The sequence below is a fragment of the Streptomyces sp. NPDC059010 genome (assembly GCF_042740355.1).
Lineage (GTDB): Bacteria > Actinomycetota > Actinomycetes > Streptomycetales > Streptomycetaceae > Streptomyces.
Genome location: NZ_JBHYJA010000002.1, coordinates 219,427 through 237,422 on the forward strand (window position 1 = coordinate 219,427; position 17,996 = coordinate 237,422).

The following is a 17,996-nucleotide window of genomic DNA, read 5'->3' on the forward strand; positions in this document are numbered from 1 at the left end:
CCTGGTGTGGTTGAGTGACACAACACCCCCCCCCCCCCCTGCCGTTCCCGGCGTCCCGGCGTGCCTCAGGACCGCCGCTCTTCCAGCCTCGCGACGGCTGCCCCCGCGTGCGCCGCCCGGCTCTGCGGAGTGCGGGCGCGGAGGACGCCGAGCATGACGAGGTACTGATCCGTCCTGCCGAGCCCCTCGAAGACGGCCTTGGCCCGGGGGTTCCGCTCCAGCGCGGCCGCGAGGTCCTCGGGGACGGTGGCGTTGCGCTGCGACTCGTACGCCGCCGTCCACCTGCCGTCCGCCTTCGCGCCGGCCACTTCCGCGAGTCCGGCGGGCCGCATCCGTCCGGCGGCCGCCAGCTCCTCGACCCGCCGGACGTTGACCATCGACCAGAGGCTGCCCGGCCGTCGCGGGGTGATCCGCTGCAGGTAGTGCGTGGCGTCGAGCCCCTTGCGCTGACCGGTGATCCAGCCGTGGCAGAGGGCCACGTCGTTGACCTCGGCGGCGGTGACGGAGGGCGTGCCGGAGCCCTTTTTGGCGACCTTGATCCAGAGGCCACCCCGCAGGCGGTACTCGTCTCCGGGGGCGGAGTGGGTGGTCAGCCAGGCGTCCAGTGCGGCGGCCGATTCGAAGGCGCGGGGGGCTGTGCCGTCGGAGGGGGTCATGGGGTCACCGTAGGGGCCCTATAGGACGGTAACTGTCCTATAGGGCGGGCCCCAGGGGGCCGGGAGCGGCGTGGCCGGAATTGGCCCCTTGTCCTCGCGTGCGCGGGGTTCTCATAATCCAGCAACAACTTTGACCGGCGCATGCCACCAGAAGCTCACTCCCCCTGCTGGCATGCCCCTGACATTCCAGCGCCTCTCCACGTTCGTATGTCCAACCCCCCACGGAAGGCATCACGTTGAAGAAGCTCATCACCGCACTCAAGAGATGCGCGGCCATCGGCGCCGCCGCTCTCGCGATCGCCAGCCTTCAGCCCGTCTCGGCCGCGCAGGCCGCCCCGCAGCCCGTCGTCGGCGGGACCCGTGCCGCGCAGGGCGAGTTCCCGTTCATGGTCCGGCTCTCCATGGGCTGTGGCGGCGCGCTCTACACCCAGCAGATCGTGCTCACCGCCGCGCACTGTGTGAGTGGCTCCGGGAACAACACGAGCATCACGGCCACCGCCGGTGTCGTGGACCTCCAGTCCTCCAGCGGCCGTGTCCAGGTCCGTTCCACCAAGGTGCTGCAGGCACCCGGCTACAACGGCAACGGCAAGGACTGGGCGCTCATCAAGCTCGCCCAGCCGATCAACCTCCCGACGCTGAAGATCGCGACGACCACGCAGTACAACACCGGCACCTTCACGGTCGCCGGCTGGGGCGCGGCCACCGAGGGCGGCGGTCAGCAGCGCTACATGCTCAAAGCCAACGTGCCGTTCGTCAGTGACGCCCAGTGCCGTTCCTATAGCGGCTACAGCGGCCTCATCGCGAACGAGGAGATCTGTGCCGGCCTCCCCTCGGGCGGCGTCGACACCTGCCAGGGCGACTCCGGTGGCCCGATGTTCCGCCGCGACGCCAACAACGCCTGGATCCAGGTCGGCATCGTCAGCTGGGGCATAGGCTGCGCCCGCCCGAACGCCCCCGGCGTCTACACCGAGGTCTCGACCTTCGCCTCCGCGATCGCCTCGGCGGCGTCCTCACTCTGACCTGCCGCATTCTGACCTGCCACAACCACGGGCCCGGTGTCTTCGGACGCCGGGCCCGCTGGTTTCCCCTACTGGCTACCAGCCACCAGCTACGGCTACGGCTACGCAATACGCGACTGTCACCCGGACCCGATGCACGGGCCACCGCGCCGTCCGCCGTCAGAACCCTCCGCCGTCGAACCCGCCCCCGCCGAAGTCCCCGCCCCCGAACCCGCCCCCGAAGTCCCCGGCGTCGAAGTCCGCCCCGGACACGTCACCGCCCTCATAGCCCCCGCCGCCGTACCCGTACCCGGCCCCGTAGTCAGCCGCATAGGCGGGCGCGGACATCATGCTGCCCAGCATCGTGCCGATGAGGAGGCCGGGGAGGAGGCCGCCGCCGAAGTAGCCGCCTGCCCAGGGGCCGTAGGCGGGGCCGGCGTCCCAGTACGGGCGGCGGCCGTGTTCGGTGTCGACCTCGCGGATCACGGGGTCGCGACCCTCGGACAGACGGGTGCGGTCGGCCGCGCAGACGGGGACCTCGCGGGCGGTGCCGCCGGGTGGGGTCCAGGTCTCGTCGGCGACCGCGGTGCCGTGACGCGGGTCGAAGAAGCAGGGCGGCCGGCGTTCCGGGAGCGGCCGGTGCTCCCGGCGGGCGGCCAGCTGGGTGAGGGAGAAGCGGCCGTCCGCCAGGGCTTGGGTGACCGCCTTGACGTCCTCCGGTTTGGCGGCCCCGTCCATGAGCCGTTTCGCCTGGTCGTAGGCGTCCAGCGAGCGTTCGTAGTCCGCCCGCATCGCGTCGTCGGCACCGGCCTCGGCCGGGTGGAAGTCCAGGCGGTCCAGTTCCTCGCCGAACGCGGTGATGTCCTCGTCGACGACCACCCGCAACTTCTCCAGCGCCGCCCGCTGCTCCGCCTCGTGGCGCCGCCGGTTGCGCCGGATCAGCGCGTACGCGCCAGCGCCGCCCGCGACCAGCACCGCGCCGACGGCGACCAGACCGCCGACGTCCACACCCTCGCCGCCGCCGTCGCTCCAGCTCGCGGGTGCCGTGCCGCGCACGTTGAGCAGCGCCGCGTCGACGAAGTCGTTCAGCTGCGCCTTGGCGTCACCGGCGCCCCGCACCGACGCGACCAGGTTGTCCACCGCCCGCCCGGACATCACGGAGGCGTCGGCCGCCGCGTCGAACCGGTCGCCCACGCGGACGCCGTACAGGCCCGTGACACCGGTCTCGGTACGGAGGTTCAGCAGGAGGTTCTCGGTGGGCTGATCGGCAGGCAGTACGGCCACGAACACCGGCTTGTCGGCGTCCTCGATCTTGTCGGCGAGTGCTTCGGCGTCCGCCGACGACAGCTGGTCCGAGGCCGCGGGGGCCACGTACACGGGGCCGTCCCGCAGTGCCTCGGCGACCTGGGAAAGGTCGGTGGCCGCATGTGCGCCGGGCGCGCCGGCCGTGAGCACCGCGGCTGCCGCGGCGACCGGCACGATCAGCGAGCGCATGAGGCCCCGGAAGAGCGGAGTCCTCATACCCTCGACGCTACCTGATGAGGCGGGCAAAGGCGCCGGTCCCGGTGAGCGGATTCAGGTGAGCGGATTCAGGTGAATGCCTGGTGAGTGCCAGGTGGGGGCCAGGTGGGTGGCTTCCCCATCGGGTCGGCGCCGGCCCTGCGACACCCCGCCCCGTCCCCGGGCGGGCCCTCGTGACGAGCGTGCGGCCCATGTGCGTCGCTCCGGCTTTCGCCCCCCGCCGCGCTGGTAGTTCGTGCGACAAGTGAAGGCAGTGCACGACAGCTCATTCTGTTTCCAGCCGCTGAAGTCGTCGGTGAAAGAGCTCGTCCAGAGCTCGGTGAGCCGGGGCAGGGTGGCGAGGAGTGCGGCGGAGGCGGGCACGGAGGCAGGCCGGGCGGTTCTGCGCATGGTGCGTCCCTCGACTCTCGGCAGTCCACTTATGACTTACCTCACGCCTTGAGTTAACTGGCGGCGCCAGTCGGCGTCAAGGCTTCACGTCAGGACCGGTACGCACTCAACTCCCGGCCGGATCCTGAGGGTTGTCGCTTCGGCTAATGAACGCGAGACCCCTTGACGCCCGTACGAACCCGTCATTTACTCACGCCTCGCACGGCCCCCCATCCCCACATCCAGAAGGGCTGCGCTCCATGAGGAGATCCACTCGGACGCTCGGGCTGCTCCTCGCCGGGCTCCTCACCACGGCCGGTCTCACAGCGGTCGGTTTCACGGCGGCCGCACCCGCGCAGGCGGCGGGCGAACAGGTCACCGTCTGGCTCACCACGACGGACGACTCCGGCGGACGCCATGTGGTCCGCGGGCTCCAGCCGCAGACCCCGTTCGCCTTCCAGGCGGGCTCCGGCGGCAGCGGCGAGAACATCACCGTCGACGAGAACACCCGCTACCAGTCCTTCACCGGCGGCGGCGCGTCCTTCACGGACACCGCGGCCTGGCTGATGGACGGCAGCGGTGCGCTGTCGCAGGCCACGAAGGACGACACGATGCGCAAGCTGTTCTCCCCGACGGAGGGCATCGGGCTGTCGTTCCTGCGCAACCCCATGGGCGGGTCGGACCTCGCCCGCTTCGGCTACACGTACGACGACGTGCCGGGCGGGCAGAGTGATCCGGATCTGTCGGAGTTCTCGATCGCACATGATCTGGAGGACGTCGTGCCGCTGACCAAGCAGGCGCGTCAGCTCAACCCGCAGCTCACCGTGATGGCCTCGCCATGGACGGCTCCCGCCTGGATGAAGGACAACGGGCAGCTCAACGGCGGCTGGCTGAAGGCGGAGTACTACGGGGCGTACGCCTCGTACTTCGTGAAGTACGCGCAGGCCTATCAGGCCCAGGGCGTCCCGATCGCCTATGTCAGCGCGCAGAACGAGCCGACCTGTTGCGCGGGCTATCCGTCGATGAGCTGGAACGCGAGCGGCCTCGCGTACTTCACCAAGAACGAGCTGCTGCCCAAGCTCCAGGCGGCCGGGCTGTCCACCAAGGTGCTGGCGCACGACTGGAACTGGGACACCTACGACGCCTACGCCGCCCAGACCGTGGATGACGCGGCGGTGCGCGACCATCCGAACTTCGGCGGGGTCGCCTGGCACGGCTACGGCGGCGACGTGGCCAAGCAGACGCAGGTGCACGACCGGTACCCGCAGCTGGACGCCTTCGGCACCGAGCACTCGGGGGGCACCTGGATCGCCAATCAGCAGCGCGAGGACATGAACAACATCATCGACTACACCCGGAACTGGGCGAAGTCGGTGACGAAGTGGTCGCTGGCGGTGGACCAGAACCGGGGGCCGCACAACGGTGGCTGCGGGACCTGCGACGGGTTGGTCACCGTGCACAACGGGGACTCCCGGCACGGGCAGGTCGACTACACGGTCGAGTACTACACGATGGGCCATCTGACGAAGTTCGTACGGCCGGGTGCGCAGCGCATCGCGTCCACGGCGTCGTCGTCCGTGCCGAACGTGGCGTGGCGGAACCCTGATGGGTCGAAGGCGCTGATCGCCTACAACGACGCCTCGTCCGCGAGGACGGTGACCATCAACTGGGGTTCACAGCACGCCACTTACTCGCTGCCGGGCAAGACGTCGGCGACCTTCACGTGGTCCGGGGCCCAGGCCGACGGGCCGTCGCGGTCGGGCGCGTTCGTGGGTCTCGCGGGCAAGTGCCTTGATGTGGCGGGTGGTTCGGCGGGCAACGGGGCTGCTGTGCAGCTCTACGACTGCAACGGTACGTCCGCTCAGCGGTGGACCGTGCAGGGGGACGGGTCGGTGCGGGCGCTGGGCAAGTGCCTGGATGTGGCGTCCGGCTCCACGGCGGACGGGGCGAAGGTGCAGCTGTACGACTGCAACGGCACGGGTGCGCAGCAGTGGTCGTACAACGCCACGACGAGTGACCTGGTCAATCGGGCCGCCGACAAGTGCCTCGACGTGACGGACAACTCCTCGGCGAACGGGGCTCGTGCGCAGATCTGGAGTTGCACGGGCGCCGCCAACCAGAAGTGGCGTCTGCAGTAGCGCGGGGTGCGGGTGCGGATGCCTGCGGCGGCCTGCTCGTGTTCGGTGGGGGCGTGCGTAGCGCCTGCGGGTGCGCTGTGGGGCGGGGCCGCGCCGGGGGGTGTCCGTCCTCGGACCGGCGGCCGGCGTGGGCCAGGAGGTGCTGTTTCTTGACGCCGGCCACTGCGGGCGGACACCCTCCGGCACGTCCCCTTTCCGCCGTACGCGACTGCAGGCCGTTGGGGGTACGCGCCCCATGCACCGCACACCGTGCCGGTCCGTCTTCGCTCGGGTGGGCGCGGCGGCACTCCGTCGCGCCGGGCTGCGCGCCCACCCCCGGACCAGCGCCGACGCCGGGCCGCCGTGCGCCTACTCGGCCGGCGTCACCCCGGCCCGCAGCAGGCCGTAGGTGTAGGCGTCCTCCAGGGCCTGCCAGGACGCGGCGATGACGTTCTCGGCGACGCCCACCGTGGACCACTCGCCGGCGCCGTCGGACGTGGAGATCAGGACGCGGGTCGTGGACTGGGTGCCGTGGACGCCCTCCAGGATGCGGACCTTGTAGTCGACGAGCTCCAGCTTGGCGAGCTGGGGGTAGATCTTCTCCAGGGCGACTCGGAGGGCGCGGTCGAGGGCGTTGACCGGGCCGTTGCCCTCGGCCGTGGCGACGATGCGCTCGCCCTTGGCGAAGAGCTTGACCGTGGCCTCGTTGGCGTGGCTGCCGTCGGGGCGGTCCTCCACGATCGCGCGCCAGGACTCGACCTGGAAGTAGCTGAGGGGCTTGCCCTCGACCTCGGCGCGCAGGAGGAGTTCGAACGAGGCGTCCGCCGCCTCGTAGGTGTAGCCCTTGAGCTCGCGTTCCTTGACGCGCTCGACCACCCGGCCGACCAGTTCGCGGTCGCCGCCGAGGTCGATGCCGAGCTCCTTGCCCTTCAGTTCGACGGAGGCGCGGCCGGCCATGTCGGAGACCAGCATCCGCATGGTGTTGCCGACCTGCTCGGGGTCGATGTGCTGGTACAGGTCCGGGTCGACCTTGATCGCGGAGGCGTGCAGTCCGGCCTTGTGCGCGAAGGCGGAGACGCCGACGTAGGGCTGGTGGGTGGAGGGGGTGAGGTTCACGACCTCCGCGATGGCGTGGCTGATGCGGGTCATTTCGCGCAGGTGGCCCTCGGGGAGGACCTTCTTGCCGTACTTCAGTTCCAGGGCGGCGACGACCGGGAAGAGGTTGGCGTTGCCGACGCGCTCGCCGTAGCCGTTGGCCGTGCACTGGACGTGGGTCGCGCCCGCGTCGACGGCGGCGAGGGTGTTGGCCACCGCGCAGCCGGTGTCGTCCTGGGCGTGGATGCCGAGCCGGGCGCCGGTGTCGGCGAGGACGGTGGAGACGACGGCCTGGACCTGGGCGGGGAGCATGCCGCCGTTGGTGTCGCAGAGGATCACGACGTCGGCGCCGGCCTGAGAGGCCGTACGGACGACGGACTTCGCGTACTCGGGGTTGGCGCGGTAGCCGTCGAAGAAGTGCTCGCAGTCGACGAAGACCCGGCGGCCCTGTTCACGGAGGTACGACACCGTGTCGCGGACCATCTCCAGGTTCTCGTCCAGGGTGGTGCGCAGGGCGAGCTCGACATGGCGGTCGTGGGACTTGGCGACGAGTGTGATCACCGGGGCGCCGGACGCCAGGAGCGCGTTGACCTGCGGGTCCTCGGACGCCTTGCCGCCGGCCCGGCGGGTGGCGCCGAAGGCGACCAGCTGGGCGTGCTGGAAGTCGATCTCCTGCTGGGCGCGGGCGAAGAACTCGGTGTCCCTGGGGTTGGCGCCGGGCCAGCCGCCCTCGATGAAACCCACGCCGAACTCGTCCAGATGCCGGGCGATGGCCAGCTTGTCGGCGACGGTGAGGTTGATGCCCTCCCGCTGGGCGCCGTCGCGCAGGGTGGTGTCGAAGACGTGGAACGAGTCGTCGAGCTCGCTGGTTGGCGTCATGGTCGTAAGGCTCCTGTACTGGATCTCGGTCTACCGGAATGACCGGCTCCACCGCCCCCACCTATGGTCCCTCACGCACTCCGCCCGGCTGCGGGTGGGCCGGGAAACAGAAAAACCCCTCGCGGGTGCGAGAGGTCTGCGCGCGGGTCGAGGACGACGGTGTCCACCCGTACCTGGTCGTACGTGGTGGTCACTGCGGACCGGCGCGCCTGCTGCCAATAATCATGGCGAACGAGAGCACGGGGGCAGTCTGGCACAAGTCGCCCCCGCGCTCACCCTCCGTCTCAGGATGCGAGCACTGTGGTGATCAGTGCAGGTGGCGGACGAAGCCGTCGCTCACGCCGTTGGTGTCGCCGGCGACCAGCTGGGACGAGGAACTGCTGAGGCCGATGCGCCTGGCCCCCTCGCTCACCGACTCCAGCCACACATAGGCGTCCGTCGCGGGACCGCCGGTGACCGACTCGCTGACCAGCCGGGTGGAGCCGGTGCGCAGGTCGCGGAGGTAGACGTTGGTCGGACCGAGCGTTCCGTCGGGCAGCCGCGGGGTGGCCTCGTAGGCCAGGTACCGGCCGTCCGTGCTGAGTACGGGACGGTCGGGCGAGCTCTCGCCGTCGGGGCCGGCGTCGATGCGTCGGGTGACGTCGGTGCGCAGGTCGCGGACGTAGAGGTCGGACGCGTCCGGGCCGCCGCCGGGGAGCAGGTCCTCGTCCCAGTTCTGGAAGGCGACGGTGCGGCCGTCCGCGGAGAGCGTGGCGGGCATCGCGTACCGCGCTGCCGGAGTCCCGTCCGCCTTGACGTTGACCCGCTCCTCGGTGCCGGTGCGGCGGTCGTGCACCCAGGTGACGCCGTTCGAGCTGCGCGGCACCGGCTGTGTGTACAGCACGTACCGGCCGTCGGCGCTCACGTCCTGGAAGAGTGCCGGGTTGGTGGGCTGGTCCGGGTTGCTGATCCGCTTCGTGGTGCCGGTGCCGCGGTCGAAGACGTACACGGCTCCGAAGAGGTCGCGGGCGCCCTCCTCCATCCGGGCGGCCTTGGCGTTGAAGGTGATGTAGCGGGCGTTCGCCGACATGTCGGCGCCGGCCGCGTAGGCGGAGCCGCCGTCGAAGGCGACGCTGATCCGCTTGGTCGTGCCGGTGCGGCGGTCGTGCAGATAGACGTCGCCGGCCCCCGCGTCGGCGGGCGGGGTGTCCCAGTGGACCAGGTTCCTGGCGTTGGACCAGAACAGCACGTACCGCCCGTCGGCGCTGATGGCCTGCACGGACGACGGCTGGTCGGCCTGTGCGCCGGCCGAGCTGACGCTGACCCGCTCGACGGTCCCGGTGCGCAGGTCGCGCACGAAGACGTCCCCCCGCTCGTTGGTGTCGCCGGGCACCAGGTCGGACGCGTCCGACGTGAACGCCGCGAAGCGGCCGTCGGCGCTGAACTGCGGTCCGTACGAGTTGCCGTTGCCCTGCTCCCCCGTCGCCGACACGGTGACCCGCTCGGTCGACGGGACGCGGGGCGCGGCCCCCGCCGGCGTCCCGGTGGTCAGGGTCGCCGTGGCGGCGGCGAGGGCGACGGCGATGGCGAGCGCGCGGACGCGCCTCTTGCTGTGCATGGTGGTTCCCCCGTTGATGCTGGTCGGTGTTTCAGAGGTGGTCGGTCGTTCCCCTCTTGGTCCTCCCCTGAGGCAAACGCACCATGCGCTACAGGGTCAATCCGCAATATTGCGTACAACCAGGGCGTGGGCTCAGGAGTCCGCGTGGAGGCTGTCGTCCAGGAACTCCCGTACATGGCGCAGGACTTGCGCCCGGTCCGTGCCGCGCAGCCCGATGGCCACGTGGATCGAGAAGCCGTCGAGGAGCGCCCTCAGCCGGGCGGCGAAGCGGTCCGGGTCGACCGTCCGGAACTCGCCCCGCGACACCCCTTCCGCCAGCAGGGCCACCAGGTCGCGATGCCAGGCGCCCTCGATCGCGGCCTGGCGTTCCCTGGCGTCGTCGTCGGCGTTCTGCGAGCGGTTCCAGACCTCCAGCCAGAGGGTCCAGTGCGGGTCGCGATGACCGTCGGGGACGTACAGGTCGACGTAGGCGTCGAGCCGCTCGCGGGCGGAGGCGGTGCGCGTCAGCAGCCGGCCGCGCTCGGCGCCGAGCCGGCCCTCGCTCCACTCCAGGGTGCGCAGCAGCAGCTCGTCCTTGGAGTGGAAGTAGTAGAGGAGATGGCCGCTGCTCATGCCGACCGCACGGCCGAGCGCCGCCATGGTGAGCTTCTCCAGACCGCGTTCGGCGATCATCTCCATGGCGGCGGCGAGGACCTCGTCGCGAGGCGGCGCCTGCCTGCGCCCACCGGCCATCTGCGCTCCTAGATCTTCGGCTGCTGCTGTGTGATGCAGTGGATGCCTCCACCGCCCGCGAAGATCGTACGGGCGTCGACGAGGGTCACCGTCCGCTCCGGGAAGAGGCGGCGGAAGATACCGGCCGCGAGTTCGTCGCGCGGGTCGTCGAAGGCGCACAGCACCACGCCGCCGTTGCAGAGGTAGTGGTTGATGTAGGAGTAGTCGGCCCAGTGGCCGTCGGCCTCCAGGACGGTGGGTGCCAGGACCTCGACGACCTCCAGGCTGCGGCCCCGCGCGTCCGTCTGGGTCCTCAGCAGCCTGATGACCTCCTTGGTCACCTCGTGATCGGGGTGCGCCGGGTCCGGCTGGGAGTGCGCGACCACGACACCGGGGCGGGCGAAGGCGGCGACGATGTCGACATGGCCGAGGGTGCCGAAGCCGTACGGCGGATAGTCACCGGTGAGGCCGCGCGGCAGCCAGATCGCCTTGCGGGTGCCGAGCATGGCGTGGATCTCGGCCTCCACCTCCTCCCGCGTCCAGTGCGGGTTGCGCTCCGGGCCGAGCTGGACGGTCTCCGTGAGCAGGACCGTGCCCTCACCGTCCACATGGATCGCTCCGCCCTCGTTGACCAGCCGCGAGGCATACGTCCTGGTCGACCCCGCGAGGTCGGAGACGTACGCGGCGATCTTCGCGTCGTGCTCCCAGCGGGCCCAGTCCTGGGCGCCCCAGCCGTTGAACGTCCAGTCGACGGCGGCGAGTCCACCGGCGCCGTCGGTCAGGAAGGTCGGGCCGATGTCCCGCATCCAGGCGTCGTCCAGGTCGCGTTCGACGGTGTCGATGTCCGGGCCGAGCAGCCGCCGCGCCTGCTGCGACTGCCCCGGGCCGCACACCACCGTCACCGGCTCGAACCGGCGGACCGCACGGGCGACCGACGCCCAGGCGGTGCGGGAGGCGGCGAGGTCGTCCGGATCCTCGAAGGTCGGGTTCGGTCCCGGCCAGGCCATCCAGGTGCGCTCGTGCGGGGCCCATTCGGCGGGCATACGGAAGCCGTCGGCGGCGGGGGTGCTCATGCGGTCGGTCGTCCTTTCACAGGAAGTAGAGGCGGTTGAGGGAGACCGAGTCCGCGGGCTCGGAGCGCAGTGGCTCGCCGTCCAGCGTCACCAGGCCCGAGTGCTGGTCCACGTCCACCGCTCCGGTACGCGAGTTGAGGCGCAGATCGGCCGGCCCGATACCGCGTGTGCCGCGCACGGCGACCCTGCGGCGCCGGGTCGGCATGGTGTCGTGGCCCTGGTCTACGGCGGCCCCGGCGACGAAGGCGACCGAGAGGTCGGCGGGGGTGGCGCCGTACGCACCGAACTGCGGGCCCAGAACGAGGGGTTCGCAGGTGTCGGTAGCGGCGTTGGGGTCGCCGACCACGCCGTACGCCGGGAAGCCCGCCTTCAGCACCAGCTGCGGCTTGGCGCCGAAGTACTCCGGCCGCCACAGCACGACGTCGGCCAGCTTGCCGACCTCCAGCGACCCCACCTCGTGGGCGAGGCCGTGTGCGATGGCCGGGTTGATGGTCAGCTTGGCGATGTAGCGCAGGACGCGCTCGTTGTCGTGGCCGACGTCCGGGGCGCCGAACTCGGCCTTCATCTTCCCGGCCATCGCGAAGGTACGGCGCACGGTCTCGCCGGCCCGGCCCATGCCCTGCGCGTCCGACGAGGTGATGCCGATCGCGCCCAGGTCGTGCAGCACGTCCTCGGCGCCCATGGTCCCGGCGCGGATGCGGTCGCGGGCCATGGCGGCGTCGCCGGGCAGGTCGGTCTTCAGGTCGTGGACGGAGACGATCATGCCGTAGTGCTCGGCGACGGCGTCCCGGCCGAAGGGCAGGGTGGGGTTGGTGGAGGAGCCGATGACGTTGGGGACGCCGGCCATCTTCAGCACGTTGGGGACGTGTCCGCCGCCGCAGCCCTCTATGTGGAAGGCGTGGATGGTGCGGCCCTCCAGGACGCGCAGGGTGTCCTCGACGGACAGGCACTCGTTCAGCCCGTCGCTGTGCAGGGCGACCTGGACGTCGTACTCCTCGGCGACCCGCAGCGCCGTGTCCAGGGCCCGGGTGTGGGCGCCCATGTCCTCGTGCACCTTGAAGCCGCTCGCCCCGCCCTCGGCCAGCGCCTCGACCAGGGGCGCGGTGTCGGAGGACGAACCGCGTCCCAGGAAGCCGATATTGACGGGCCAGGCGTCGAAGGCGTTGAAGGCGTGCCTGAGCGCCCAGGGCGAGTTGACTCCGACGCCCCACACCGGCCCGAACTCCTGGCCGATGATCGTGGTCACGCCGGAGGCGAGCGACGCCTCCATGATGCGCGGCGACAGCAGATGCACATGCGTGTCGACGGCCCCGGCGGTGGCGATGAGCCCCTCGCCGGACACGATGGACGTACCCGTGCCGACCACGACATCGACCCCGTCGAGGGTGTCGGGGTTCCCGGCCCGCCCGATCGAGCAGATCCGCCCCTCCCTGATGCCGATGGAGACCTTCCGGATCCCCAGCGCCGCGTCGATCACGACGACGTTGCTGATCACGACGTCACAGGTGTCCCGGACGGCCGCTGCCTTGAGATGCAGCCCGTCGCGGGCGGTCTTGCCGAACCCGGCGAGGAACTCGTCGCCGTAGCGCTGGGAGTCGGACTCGACGCGGATGGTGAGACCGGAGTCGCCGAGGCGGACGCGGTCACCGGCGCGGGGGCCGTGGGTGGCGGCGTACTCGTACGGGTTCATCGTTCGACTCCCAGATATCCGCAGGCGGCGGCCCTGCGCAGGGCCTCTTCCTTCGCCCCCGGCGCGTCCAGCGCCCCGTCGACGAGACCGGCGAACCCGATGGCGATCCGGTCGCCCCCGATGGGCGCGAGCCCGACCTCGACGCGCTCCCCCGGCCCGAACCGCACGGAGGACCCGGCGGGGACGGCGAGCCGCATGCCGTAGCCCGCGCCCCGGTCGAAGTCGAGGCGCGGGTTGGCCTCGAAGAAGTGGAAGTGGGAGGTGACGGAGACCGGGACGGTCGCGGTGTTCGTCACCGTCAGGCGTACGACCGCCTCGGGCTCGGCGTGCGCGGGCCCCGGCAGCAGCGCACCCGGCGCCAGGTCGCCCAGTCCCCCGCCCAGTCCCCCGCCGATCGGGTCGCTCACCACCGCCAGCCGTGAACCGTCGTCGAAGACGGCCTCGACGTGCACCACGGTGACGACGTCCACGACACCCGGCAGCACGTCGTCGGGGCCGAGCACCGAGCGGGCGCGTTCGATGGCCTCGGCGAGTCTGGCCCCGTCCCGGGCGGCCTCGCACACTGTGTCCGCGACGATCGCCGTCGCCTCCGGCACGTTCAGCCTCAGCCCGCGGGCCTTGCGCGCCCGGGCCAGCTCGGCGGCTCCGAAGAGCAGCAGCCGGTCACGTTCCGTGGGGGTCAGTCTCACTACGCGGCACCTCCTTGCCTGACTCGACTTTAGAGCATCACTCTAAACACGAAACTCCACTGACCGAAAGGTTGACAGCAAACCGCGGGCGCTTCAGATTGAACGTCACTCAAACCGAGGGAGACGCTCATGCCAAGGGAACAGCGCGGAGTCGACACCATCCCCGAGGGGGAGCGGACGAGCGGCCCACGGGACCTCGTCTCGATCCTGCTCGGGTCGAACCTCTGCCTGGGGGTGATCGTCTTCGGCTGGCTGCCCCCGTCCTTCGGCCTGGGCTGGTGGGCCTCGGTGATCTCGATCGTGGTGGGCACCGTCGTGGGCACCGCCCTCACCGCCCCGCTGGCCCTGATCTCCCTGCGCACGGCGACGAACCTGTCCACGTCCTCCGGCGCCCAGTTCGGTGTCCGGGGCCGCCTGGTCGGCTCGGTCGTCGGCCTGCTGCTGGCGCTGGGCTACACCGCGCTGACGGTGTGGATCGGCGGCGATGTGATGGTGGGCGTGCTGGGCCGCCTGTTCGACGTGCCGGCCGACGACATGTCGTACGGCGTGGTCTACGGACTGCTGGCCGCGGCGACCGTCGCGGGCGCGGTGTACGGCTACCGGGTGCTGCTCGCCATGTCCCGTGTCCTCGCGATCGGTATGACGGCCCTGCTGGTCCTCGGCGTGATCGCCTACGCCCCGCACTTCACGACTGACGCGCTGCCCGAGGCGGGCGGCTATCTGCTGGGCGGCTTCTGGCCGACGTGGCTGCTGGCCGCGGTGGCGGCGGGTCTGTCCGGCCCGATCGCCTTCATCACCCTCCTCGGCGACTACACCCGCTACATCTCCCCGGCCCGCCACTCCTCCCGCCGGGTCCTGCACGCGACCTGGCTCGGCCTGGTCCTGGGCCTGCTGGTCCCGCAGTTGTTCGGCACGTTCACGGCGTACGCGGCGCGGGCCGCCCTCGACTACGCCGGACCGCTGGTCTCCGCGTCCCCGACCTGGTACCTGGTCCCGCTCCTGCTGGCCGCCTCCGCGGGCTCGGTCGGCAACGCGGGTCTGATGCTCTACTCCATGGGCCTCGACCTGGACGCGATCCTGCCGCGCGCGTCCCGGGCGACGGCCACCTACACGGTCGCGGTGATCGCGACGGTGTGCGTGTTCGTCGGCCACTCCTACTCGTCGGCCCAGAACGCCATGACGTCCTTCGTGCTCCTGCTGACCGCCATCGGCACCCCCTGGGCGGTCATCACCCTGATCGGCTTCGCACGCTGCCGTGGCAGGTACGACGCGGAGGCGCTGCAGGTCTTCAACCGCCGGGCACGGGGCGGGATCTACTGGTACCGGGCCGGCTGGCACCTCCCGGCGACCGTGTCCTGGGCGCTGGGCGCGGTGGTGGGGGTACTGGCCGTGTCCCTGCCGTCGTACGAGGGGCCGCTGCTGTCACTGACCGGCGGAGTGGACTGCAGCTTCCTGCTGTCGGGGGCGGTGGGCGGGCTCGGCTATCTGGCGCTGACCGGGCGGGCGGGCCGTACGCCGGTCGCCGTGGGCACCGAGGCGACCGAGGGAACCGAGGCTCAGCGCGCCTCGGTGACCTCGTAGGCGGTCCGTGTCTGCCGTACGTCCTCGTCCTCGGTGAGGAGACCGCTCGCCGGGGTGCCGCCGAGCAGGGCGGTCAGGAGCGCGGCGGCGGCGCCGGCCAGGGCCCACCGCCGGGACCGACGGGGCCGACGGGGCCGACGGGACGGCGGTTGCCGTACGGACGGCGCGGTCTCCATCGGCCTGGTCTCCATTGGCACGCTCGCCATTGGCACGCTCTTCACCGGCGCGCTCGCCATCGGCCCGATCGATGCCGCCGCGATGCACCTGCGGGCGTCCACCCACGCCTCGGCCTCCGCCCCGCGCACCCCGCAGGCCGCCACGAACGCGGCGACGAGTTCGACGCGGGGCAGCCGGTCCCGGCCCAGCATGGTCGCCGCCGTGGAGTAGGGCAGGACGTGGCCCGCGTCGGCCGCGCGGCGTTCCAGGGTGCGGTAGCTCAGGCCCGACCAGGCCTTGAGGCGGCGCAGTGCCGCGACGAAGGCGGCGGGGTCGGTGCCGGCGCCGGGTGGTGACGGCGGTGCGGTGGTCATCGTGGTCCCCCTGGTGAGCTGGACGTACATGAGCTCGCACAAGCTCGAACACCCTGACAGCTTGAGGAAGGGCGAGAGCGGCGGTCAACCTCGGTGCGGATTCCCGGCGTTGGAGGTCACATGGGAACGTTCCGCTGCTCTCGCCGCCACTTCGGCGGTACGGCCGCAGCCGTCCTGGCGTCACTGCTCGTCGGCGCCGCCCCCGCCGAACCACGGCCGCCCAGCGACCCGGTCCGCGACCCGGTTCGCGACGGAGACGGGCTCGCCGACTTCGTCCGCCGCACCTGGCCCGAGGGGGCGGGCGGCACGGTGCTCGCCGCGCGCGGCGGTGAACTCGTGTACTGCGAGGGGTTCGGCCTGGCGGACCGCGCCGCCGGCATCCGCGCGAGCTGCGGCACGGTGTACGACGTCATGTCGGTCACCAAGCAGTTCACCGCGGCCGCGATCCTGAAACTGGAGGTGCTCGGCCGGCTCAGGGTGAGCGACCGCATCGGCCGCCACCTCGGACCGGTGCCGGACGACAAGCGCGACATCACCGTCGAGCACCTGCTCACCCACACCTCGGGCCTGGTCGAGGCCCTCGGCGACGACTACGACCCGCTCTCGCGCGACGAGTTGGTGCGCGGGGCGCTGACATCGCGGCCGCGATCGGCGCCGGGGGCGGAGTTCCACTACTCCAACACCGGGTACAGCCTGCTCGCCGCGATCGTGGAGAAGGCGTCCGGGCAGGCGTACGAGCCGTTCCTGGCCCGGCATCTGTTCGCGCCGGCCGGGATGACCCGGACCGGGTATGTGCTGCCCCGCTGGCCACGGCAACTGGTCGCGGTGGAGTACGACCGCCTGGGCCGCAGCCAGGGCAGGCCCTTCGACCACCCCTGGGCCGCCGACGGGCCGTACTGGAACCTGCGCGGCAACGGCGGCATGCTCTCCACCGCGGGCGACATGCTCCGCTGGCACCGCGCCCTCCTCGGCGAGGAGATCCTGCCGGCGCGGGCCAGGGACAAGCTGTTCGAGCCGCGGGTGGCGGAGCCGGACTCCGAGAACCGGTACGGCTACGGCTGGAGCATCCGCGAGACCCCGGACGGCCGGCTGGCCTGGCACGACGGCGGCAACGGCTGGTCGCTGGCCCTCCTCGGCCGCTCCCTGGGCGACGGCGTCCTCGTCTTCTGGGCGAGCAACCACGCCTACCGGGACGGGAAGTGGAACCTGGAGGAGCGGGCGCAGTCGCTGACCCTGGGCATCGTCGAGCGGACGAAGCCGCCCCGGACGGTGCTGTCCGGAGCGGCTTCGCCTTGACGTCCTGGGCCCGCGGCCTCCGGGGTCAGCCCAGCTTGTGCATCCAGCCGTGCTTGTCCTCGGCCGTCCCCCGCTGGATGTCCAGCAGCGCCTGCCGCAGCTTCAGCGTGACCTCGCCGGGCTGCCCGCCGCTCTGCTGCCACTCGGCGCCCGTGCGCTTCACCGTGCCGACCGGCGTGATGACCGCGGCCGTACCGCAGGCGAAGACCTCGGTGAGGGTGCCGTTCTCGGAGTCGCGCTGCCACTGGTCGACGGAGACGCGGCCCTCCTCGGACTCGTAGCCGAGGTCACGGGCGACCGAGAGGAGGGAGTCACGGGTGACGCCCTCCAGGATGGAGCCGGTGAGGGACGGCGTGATGATCTTGTCGCCGTACACGAAGTACAGGTTCATGCCGCCGAGCTCCTCGACCCACTTGCGCTCGACCGCGTCGAGGTAGCAGACCTGGGCGCAGCCCTTCGCGGCGGCCTCGGCCTGGGCCAGCAGGGAGGCGGCGTAGTTGCCGCCGGTCTTGGCGTCGCCCATGCCGCCGGGGACGGCGCGGACGTGGTCCTCGGAGACCCAGATGGAGACCGGCTTGACGCCGCCCGGGAAGTAGGCGCCGGCCGGGGAGGCGATGACGATGAACAGGTACTCACTGGCGGGCTTCACGCCCAGGCCGACCTCGGTGGCGAACATGAAGGGACGCAGGTAGAGGGACTCCTCGCCGCCGTGCGCCGGCACCCACGCCGCGTCCTGCGCGACCAGCGCGTCGCACGCCTCGATGAACGTCTCGACCGGCAGCTCCGGCATGCCGAGCCGGCGGGCCGACGCCTGGAAGCGCCTGGCGTTCTTCTCCGGACGGAAGGAGGCGACGGACCCGTCGGGCTGGCGGTAGGCCTTCAGCCCCTCGAAGATCTCCTGCGCGTAGTGCAGGACCATGGTGGCCGGGTCGAGGGAGAGCGGCGCGTACGGCACGAGCTCGCCGTCGTGCCAGCCGCGGCCCTCGGTCCACTTGATCGTCACCATGTGGTCGGTGAAGTGGCGGCCGAACCCCGGGTTGGCCAGTATCGCCTCGCGCTCGGCGGCGGAGAGCGGGCTGGCGGAGGGCTTGAGCTCGATCGTGGGCGTCGTCATGAGTAGATGTCCTTCACCGGTTTTGATTGTGGCGGGCCGCGCTCACGCCAGTACTGCCAGTGGCCAGTGCTAGGACGTCC

At 71.4% G+C, this 17,996-nt stretch carries 14 protein-coding genes and 1 pseudogene; 4 read left to right on the forward strand and 11 right to left on the reverse strand.

Features of this window, described 5'->3' with window-relative positions; genetic code table 11:
- Positions 1-65: 65 nt before the first annotated feature.
- Complete coding sequence (locus ACFWYS_RS03155; protein WP_384762559.1) at positions 66-656, reverse strand: YdeI family protein; 591 nt, start codon at positions 654-656, stop codon at positions 66-68.
- A gap of 236 nt (positions 657-892) precedes the next feature.
- On the opposite strand from ACFWYS_RS03155, the gene ACFWYS_RS03160 reads away from it, so the two are divergent.
- Positions 893-1,675 (forward strand): serine protease, encoded by a 783-nt coding sequence (locus ACFWYS_RS03160; RefSeq protein WP_384762561.1) that lies wholly within the window; start codon positions 893-895, stop codon positions 1,673-1,675.
- Positions 1,676-1,834: 159 nt separating this feature from the next.
- Here the strand turns inward: ACFWYS_RS03160 and ACFWYS_RS03165 are convergent, their stop codons facing one another.
- Both ACFWYS_RS03165 and ACFWYS_RS03170 read right to left on the reverse strand, forming a co-directional pair.
- Positions 1,835-3,175: a hypothetical protein gene (locus ACFWYS_RS03165; RefSeq protein ID WP_384762563.1), complete on the reverse strand. Its 1,341-nt coding sequence runs from the start codon at positions 3,173-3,175 to the stop codon at positions 1,835-1,837.
- A gap of 213 nt (positions 3,176-3,388) precedes the next feature.
- Positions 3,389-3,496: pseudogene (locus ACFWYS_RS03170) on the reverse strand (carbohydrate binding domain-containing protein); the annotation flags it as partial.
- A gap of 308 nt (positions 3,497-3,804) precedes the next feature.
- Here ACFWYS_RS03170 and ACFWYS_RS03175 point away from each other — a divergent pair.
- Positions 3,805-5,682: a lectin gene (locus tag ACFWYS_RS03175; RefSeq protein WP_384762565.1), complete on the forward strand. Its 1,878-nt coding sequence runs from the start codon at positions 3,805-3,807 to the stop codon at positions 5,680-5,682.
- 348 nt (positions 5,683-6,030) lie between these two features.
- Here ACFWYS_RS03175 and cimA read toward each other — a convergent pair whose 3' ends face one another.
- From cimA to ureA, 6 genes are all read right to left on the reverse strand, one after another.
- The gene (gene cimA / locus ACFWYS_RS03180; protein ID WP_384762567.1) at positions 6,031-7,635 is read right to left on the reverse strand and encodes a citramalate synthase; all 1,605 of its coding nucleotides are present in this window, start codon (positions 7,633-7,635) and stop codon (positions 6,031-6,033) included.
- Between the two features lie 307 nt (positions 7,636-7,942).
- On the reverse strand, positions 7,943-9,232 hold the full coding sequence (locus ACFWYS_RS03185) for a TolB family protein (protein WP_384762569.1): 1,290 nt from the start codon (positions 9,230-9,232) through the stop codon (positions 7,943-7,945).
- Between the two features lie 132 nt (positions 9,233-9,364).
- A complete protein-coding gene (locus ACFWYS_RS03190; protein WP_384762571.1) occupies positions 9,365-9,964 on the reverse strand; it encodes a TetR/AcrR family transcriptional regulator in 600 nt (199 codons plus the stop codon).
- An 8-nt stretch (positions 9,965-9,972) separates the two neighbouring features.
- Positions 9,973-11,016, reverse strand: coding sequence for an agmatine/peptidylarginine deiminase (locus ACFWYS_RS03195; RefSeq protein ID WP_384762573.1), 1,044 nt, complete (start codon positions 11,014-11,016; stop codon positions 9,973-9,975).
- 16 nt (positions 11,017-11,032) lie between these two features.
- Positions 11,033-12,706 (reverse strand): urease subunit alpha, encoded by a 1,674-nt coding sequence (locus ACFWYS_RS03200; protein WP_384762575.1) that lies wholly within the window; start codon positions 12,704-12,706, stop codon positions 11,033-11,035.
- The gene (ureA, locus tag ACFWYS_RS03205; protein ID WP_384762577.1) at positions 12,703-13,395 is read right to left on the reverse strand and encodes an urease subunit gamma; all 693 of its coding nucleotides are present in this window, start codon (positions 13,393-13,395) and stop codon (positions 12,703-12,705) included. The genes ACFWYS_RS03200 and ureA overlap by 4 nt, the downstream gene beginning before the upstream one ends.
- A 129-nt stretch (positions 13,396-13,524) precedes the next feature.
- Here ureA and ACFWYS_RS03210 point away from each other — a divergent pair, with 129 nt between their 5' ends.
- Complete coding sequence (locus ACFWYS_RS03210; RefSeq protein WP_384762579.1) at positions 13,525-14,976, forward strand: cytosine permease; 1,452 nt, start codon at positions 13,525-13,527, stop codon at positions 14,974-14,976.
- On the opposite strand, the gene ACFWYS_RS03215 is transcribed toward ACFWYS_RS03210, so the two are convergent.
- A complete protein-coding gene (locus ACFWYS_RS03215; protein ID WP_384762581.1) occupies positions 14,952-15,548 on the reverse strand; it encodes a hypothetical protein in 597 nt (198 codons plus the stop codon). The genes ACFWYS_RS03210 and ACFWYS_RS03215 overlap by 25 nt on opposite strands.
- 78 nt (positions 15,549-15,626) lie before the next feature.
- Here ACFWYS_RS03215 and ACFWYS_RS03220 point away from each other — a divergent pair, with 78 nt between their 5' ends.
- Positions 15,627-16,802, forward strand: a complete 1,176-nt coding sequence (locus ACFWYS_RS03220) for a serine hydrolase domain-containing protein (RefSeq protein ID WP_384762583.1) — start codon at positions 15,627-15,629, stop codon at positions 16,800-16,802.
- 25 nt (positions 16,803-16,827) lie between these two features.
- Here ACFWYS_RS03220 and ACFWYS_RS03225 read toward each other — a convergent pair whose 3' ends face one another.
- Positions 16,828-17,916 carry a branched-chain amino acid aminotransferase gene (locus ACFWYS_RS03225; protein ID WP_384762585.1) on the reverse strand — a complete coding sequence of 363 codons (1,089 nt, stop codon included), beginning with the start codon at positions 17,914-17,916 and terminating at the stop codon, positions 16,828-16,830.
- Between the last annotated feature and the right edge of the window lie 80 nt (positions 17,917-17,996).

What these genes read in the sequence shown, in the direction of transcription:
- ACFWYS_RS03165 (WP_384762563.1), bottom strand. Translation starts at nt 3,175, where the DNA reads ATGAGGACTCCGCTCTTCCGGGGCCTCATGCGCTCGCTGATCGTGCCG.
- ACFWYS_RS03220 (WP_384762583.1), top strand. Translation starts at nt 15,627, where the DNA reads ATGGGAACGTTCCGCTGCTCTCGCCGCCACTTCGGCGGTACGGCCGCA.
- ACFWYS_RS03195 (WP_384762573.1), bottom strand. Translation starts at nt 11,016, where the DNA reads ATGAGCACCCCCGCCGCCGACGGCTTCCGTATGCCCGCCGAATGGGCC.
- cimA (WP_384762567.1), bottom strand. Translation starts at nt 7,635, where the DNA reads ATGACGCCAACCAGCGAGCTCGACGACTCGTTCCACGTCTTCGACACC.
- ACFWYS_RS03190 (WP_384762571.1), bottom strand. Translation starts at nt 9,964, where the DNA reads ATGGCCGGTGGGCGCAGGCAGGCGCCGCCTCGCGACGAGGTCCTCGCC.
- ACFWYS_RS03225 (WP_384762585.1), bottom strand. Translation starts at nt 17,916, where the DNA reads ATGACGACGCCCACGATCGAGCTCAAGCCCTCCGCCAGCCCGCTCTCC.
- ACFWYS_RS03210 (WP_384762579.1), top strand. Translation starts at nt 13,525, where the DNA reads ATGCCAAGGGAACAGCGCGGAGTCGACACCATCCCCGAGGGGGAGCGG.
- ACFWYS_RS03185 (WP_384762569.1), bottom strand. Translation starts at nt 9,232, where the DNA reads ATGCACAGCAAGAGGCGCGTCCGCGCGCTCGCCATCGCCGTCGCCCTC.
- ACFWYS_RS03175 (WP_384762565.1), top strand. Translation starts at nt 3,805, where the DNA reads ATGAGGAGATCCACTCGGACGCTCGGGCTGCTCCTCGCCGGGCTCCTC.
- ACFWYS_RS03155 (WP_384762559.1), bottom strand. Translation starts at nt 656, where the DNA reads ATGACCCCCTCCGACGGCACAGCCCCCCGCGCCTTCGAATCGGCCGCC.
- ACFWYS_RS03200 (WP_384762575.1), bottom strand. Translation starts at nt 12,706, where the DNA reads ATGAACCCGTACGAGTACGCCGCCACCCACGGCCCCCGCGCCGGTGAC.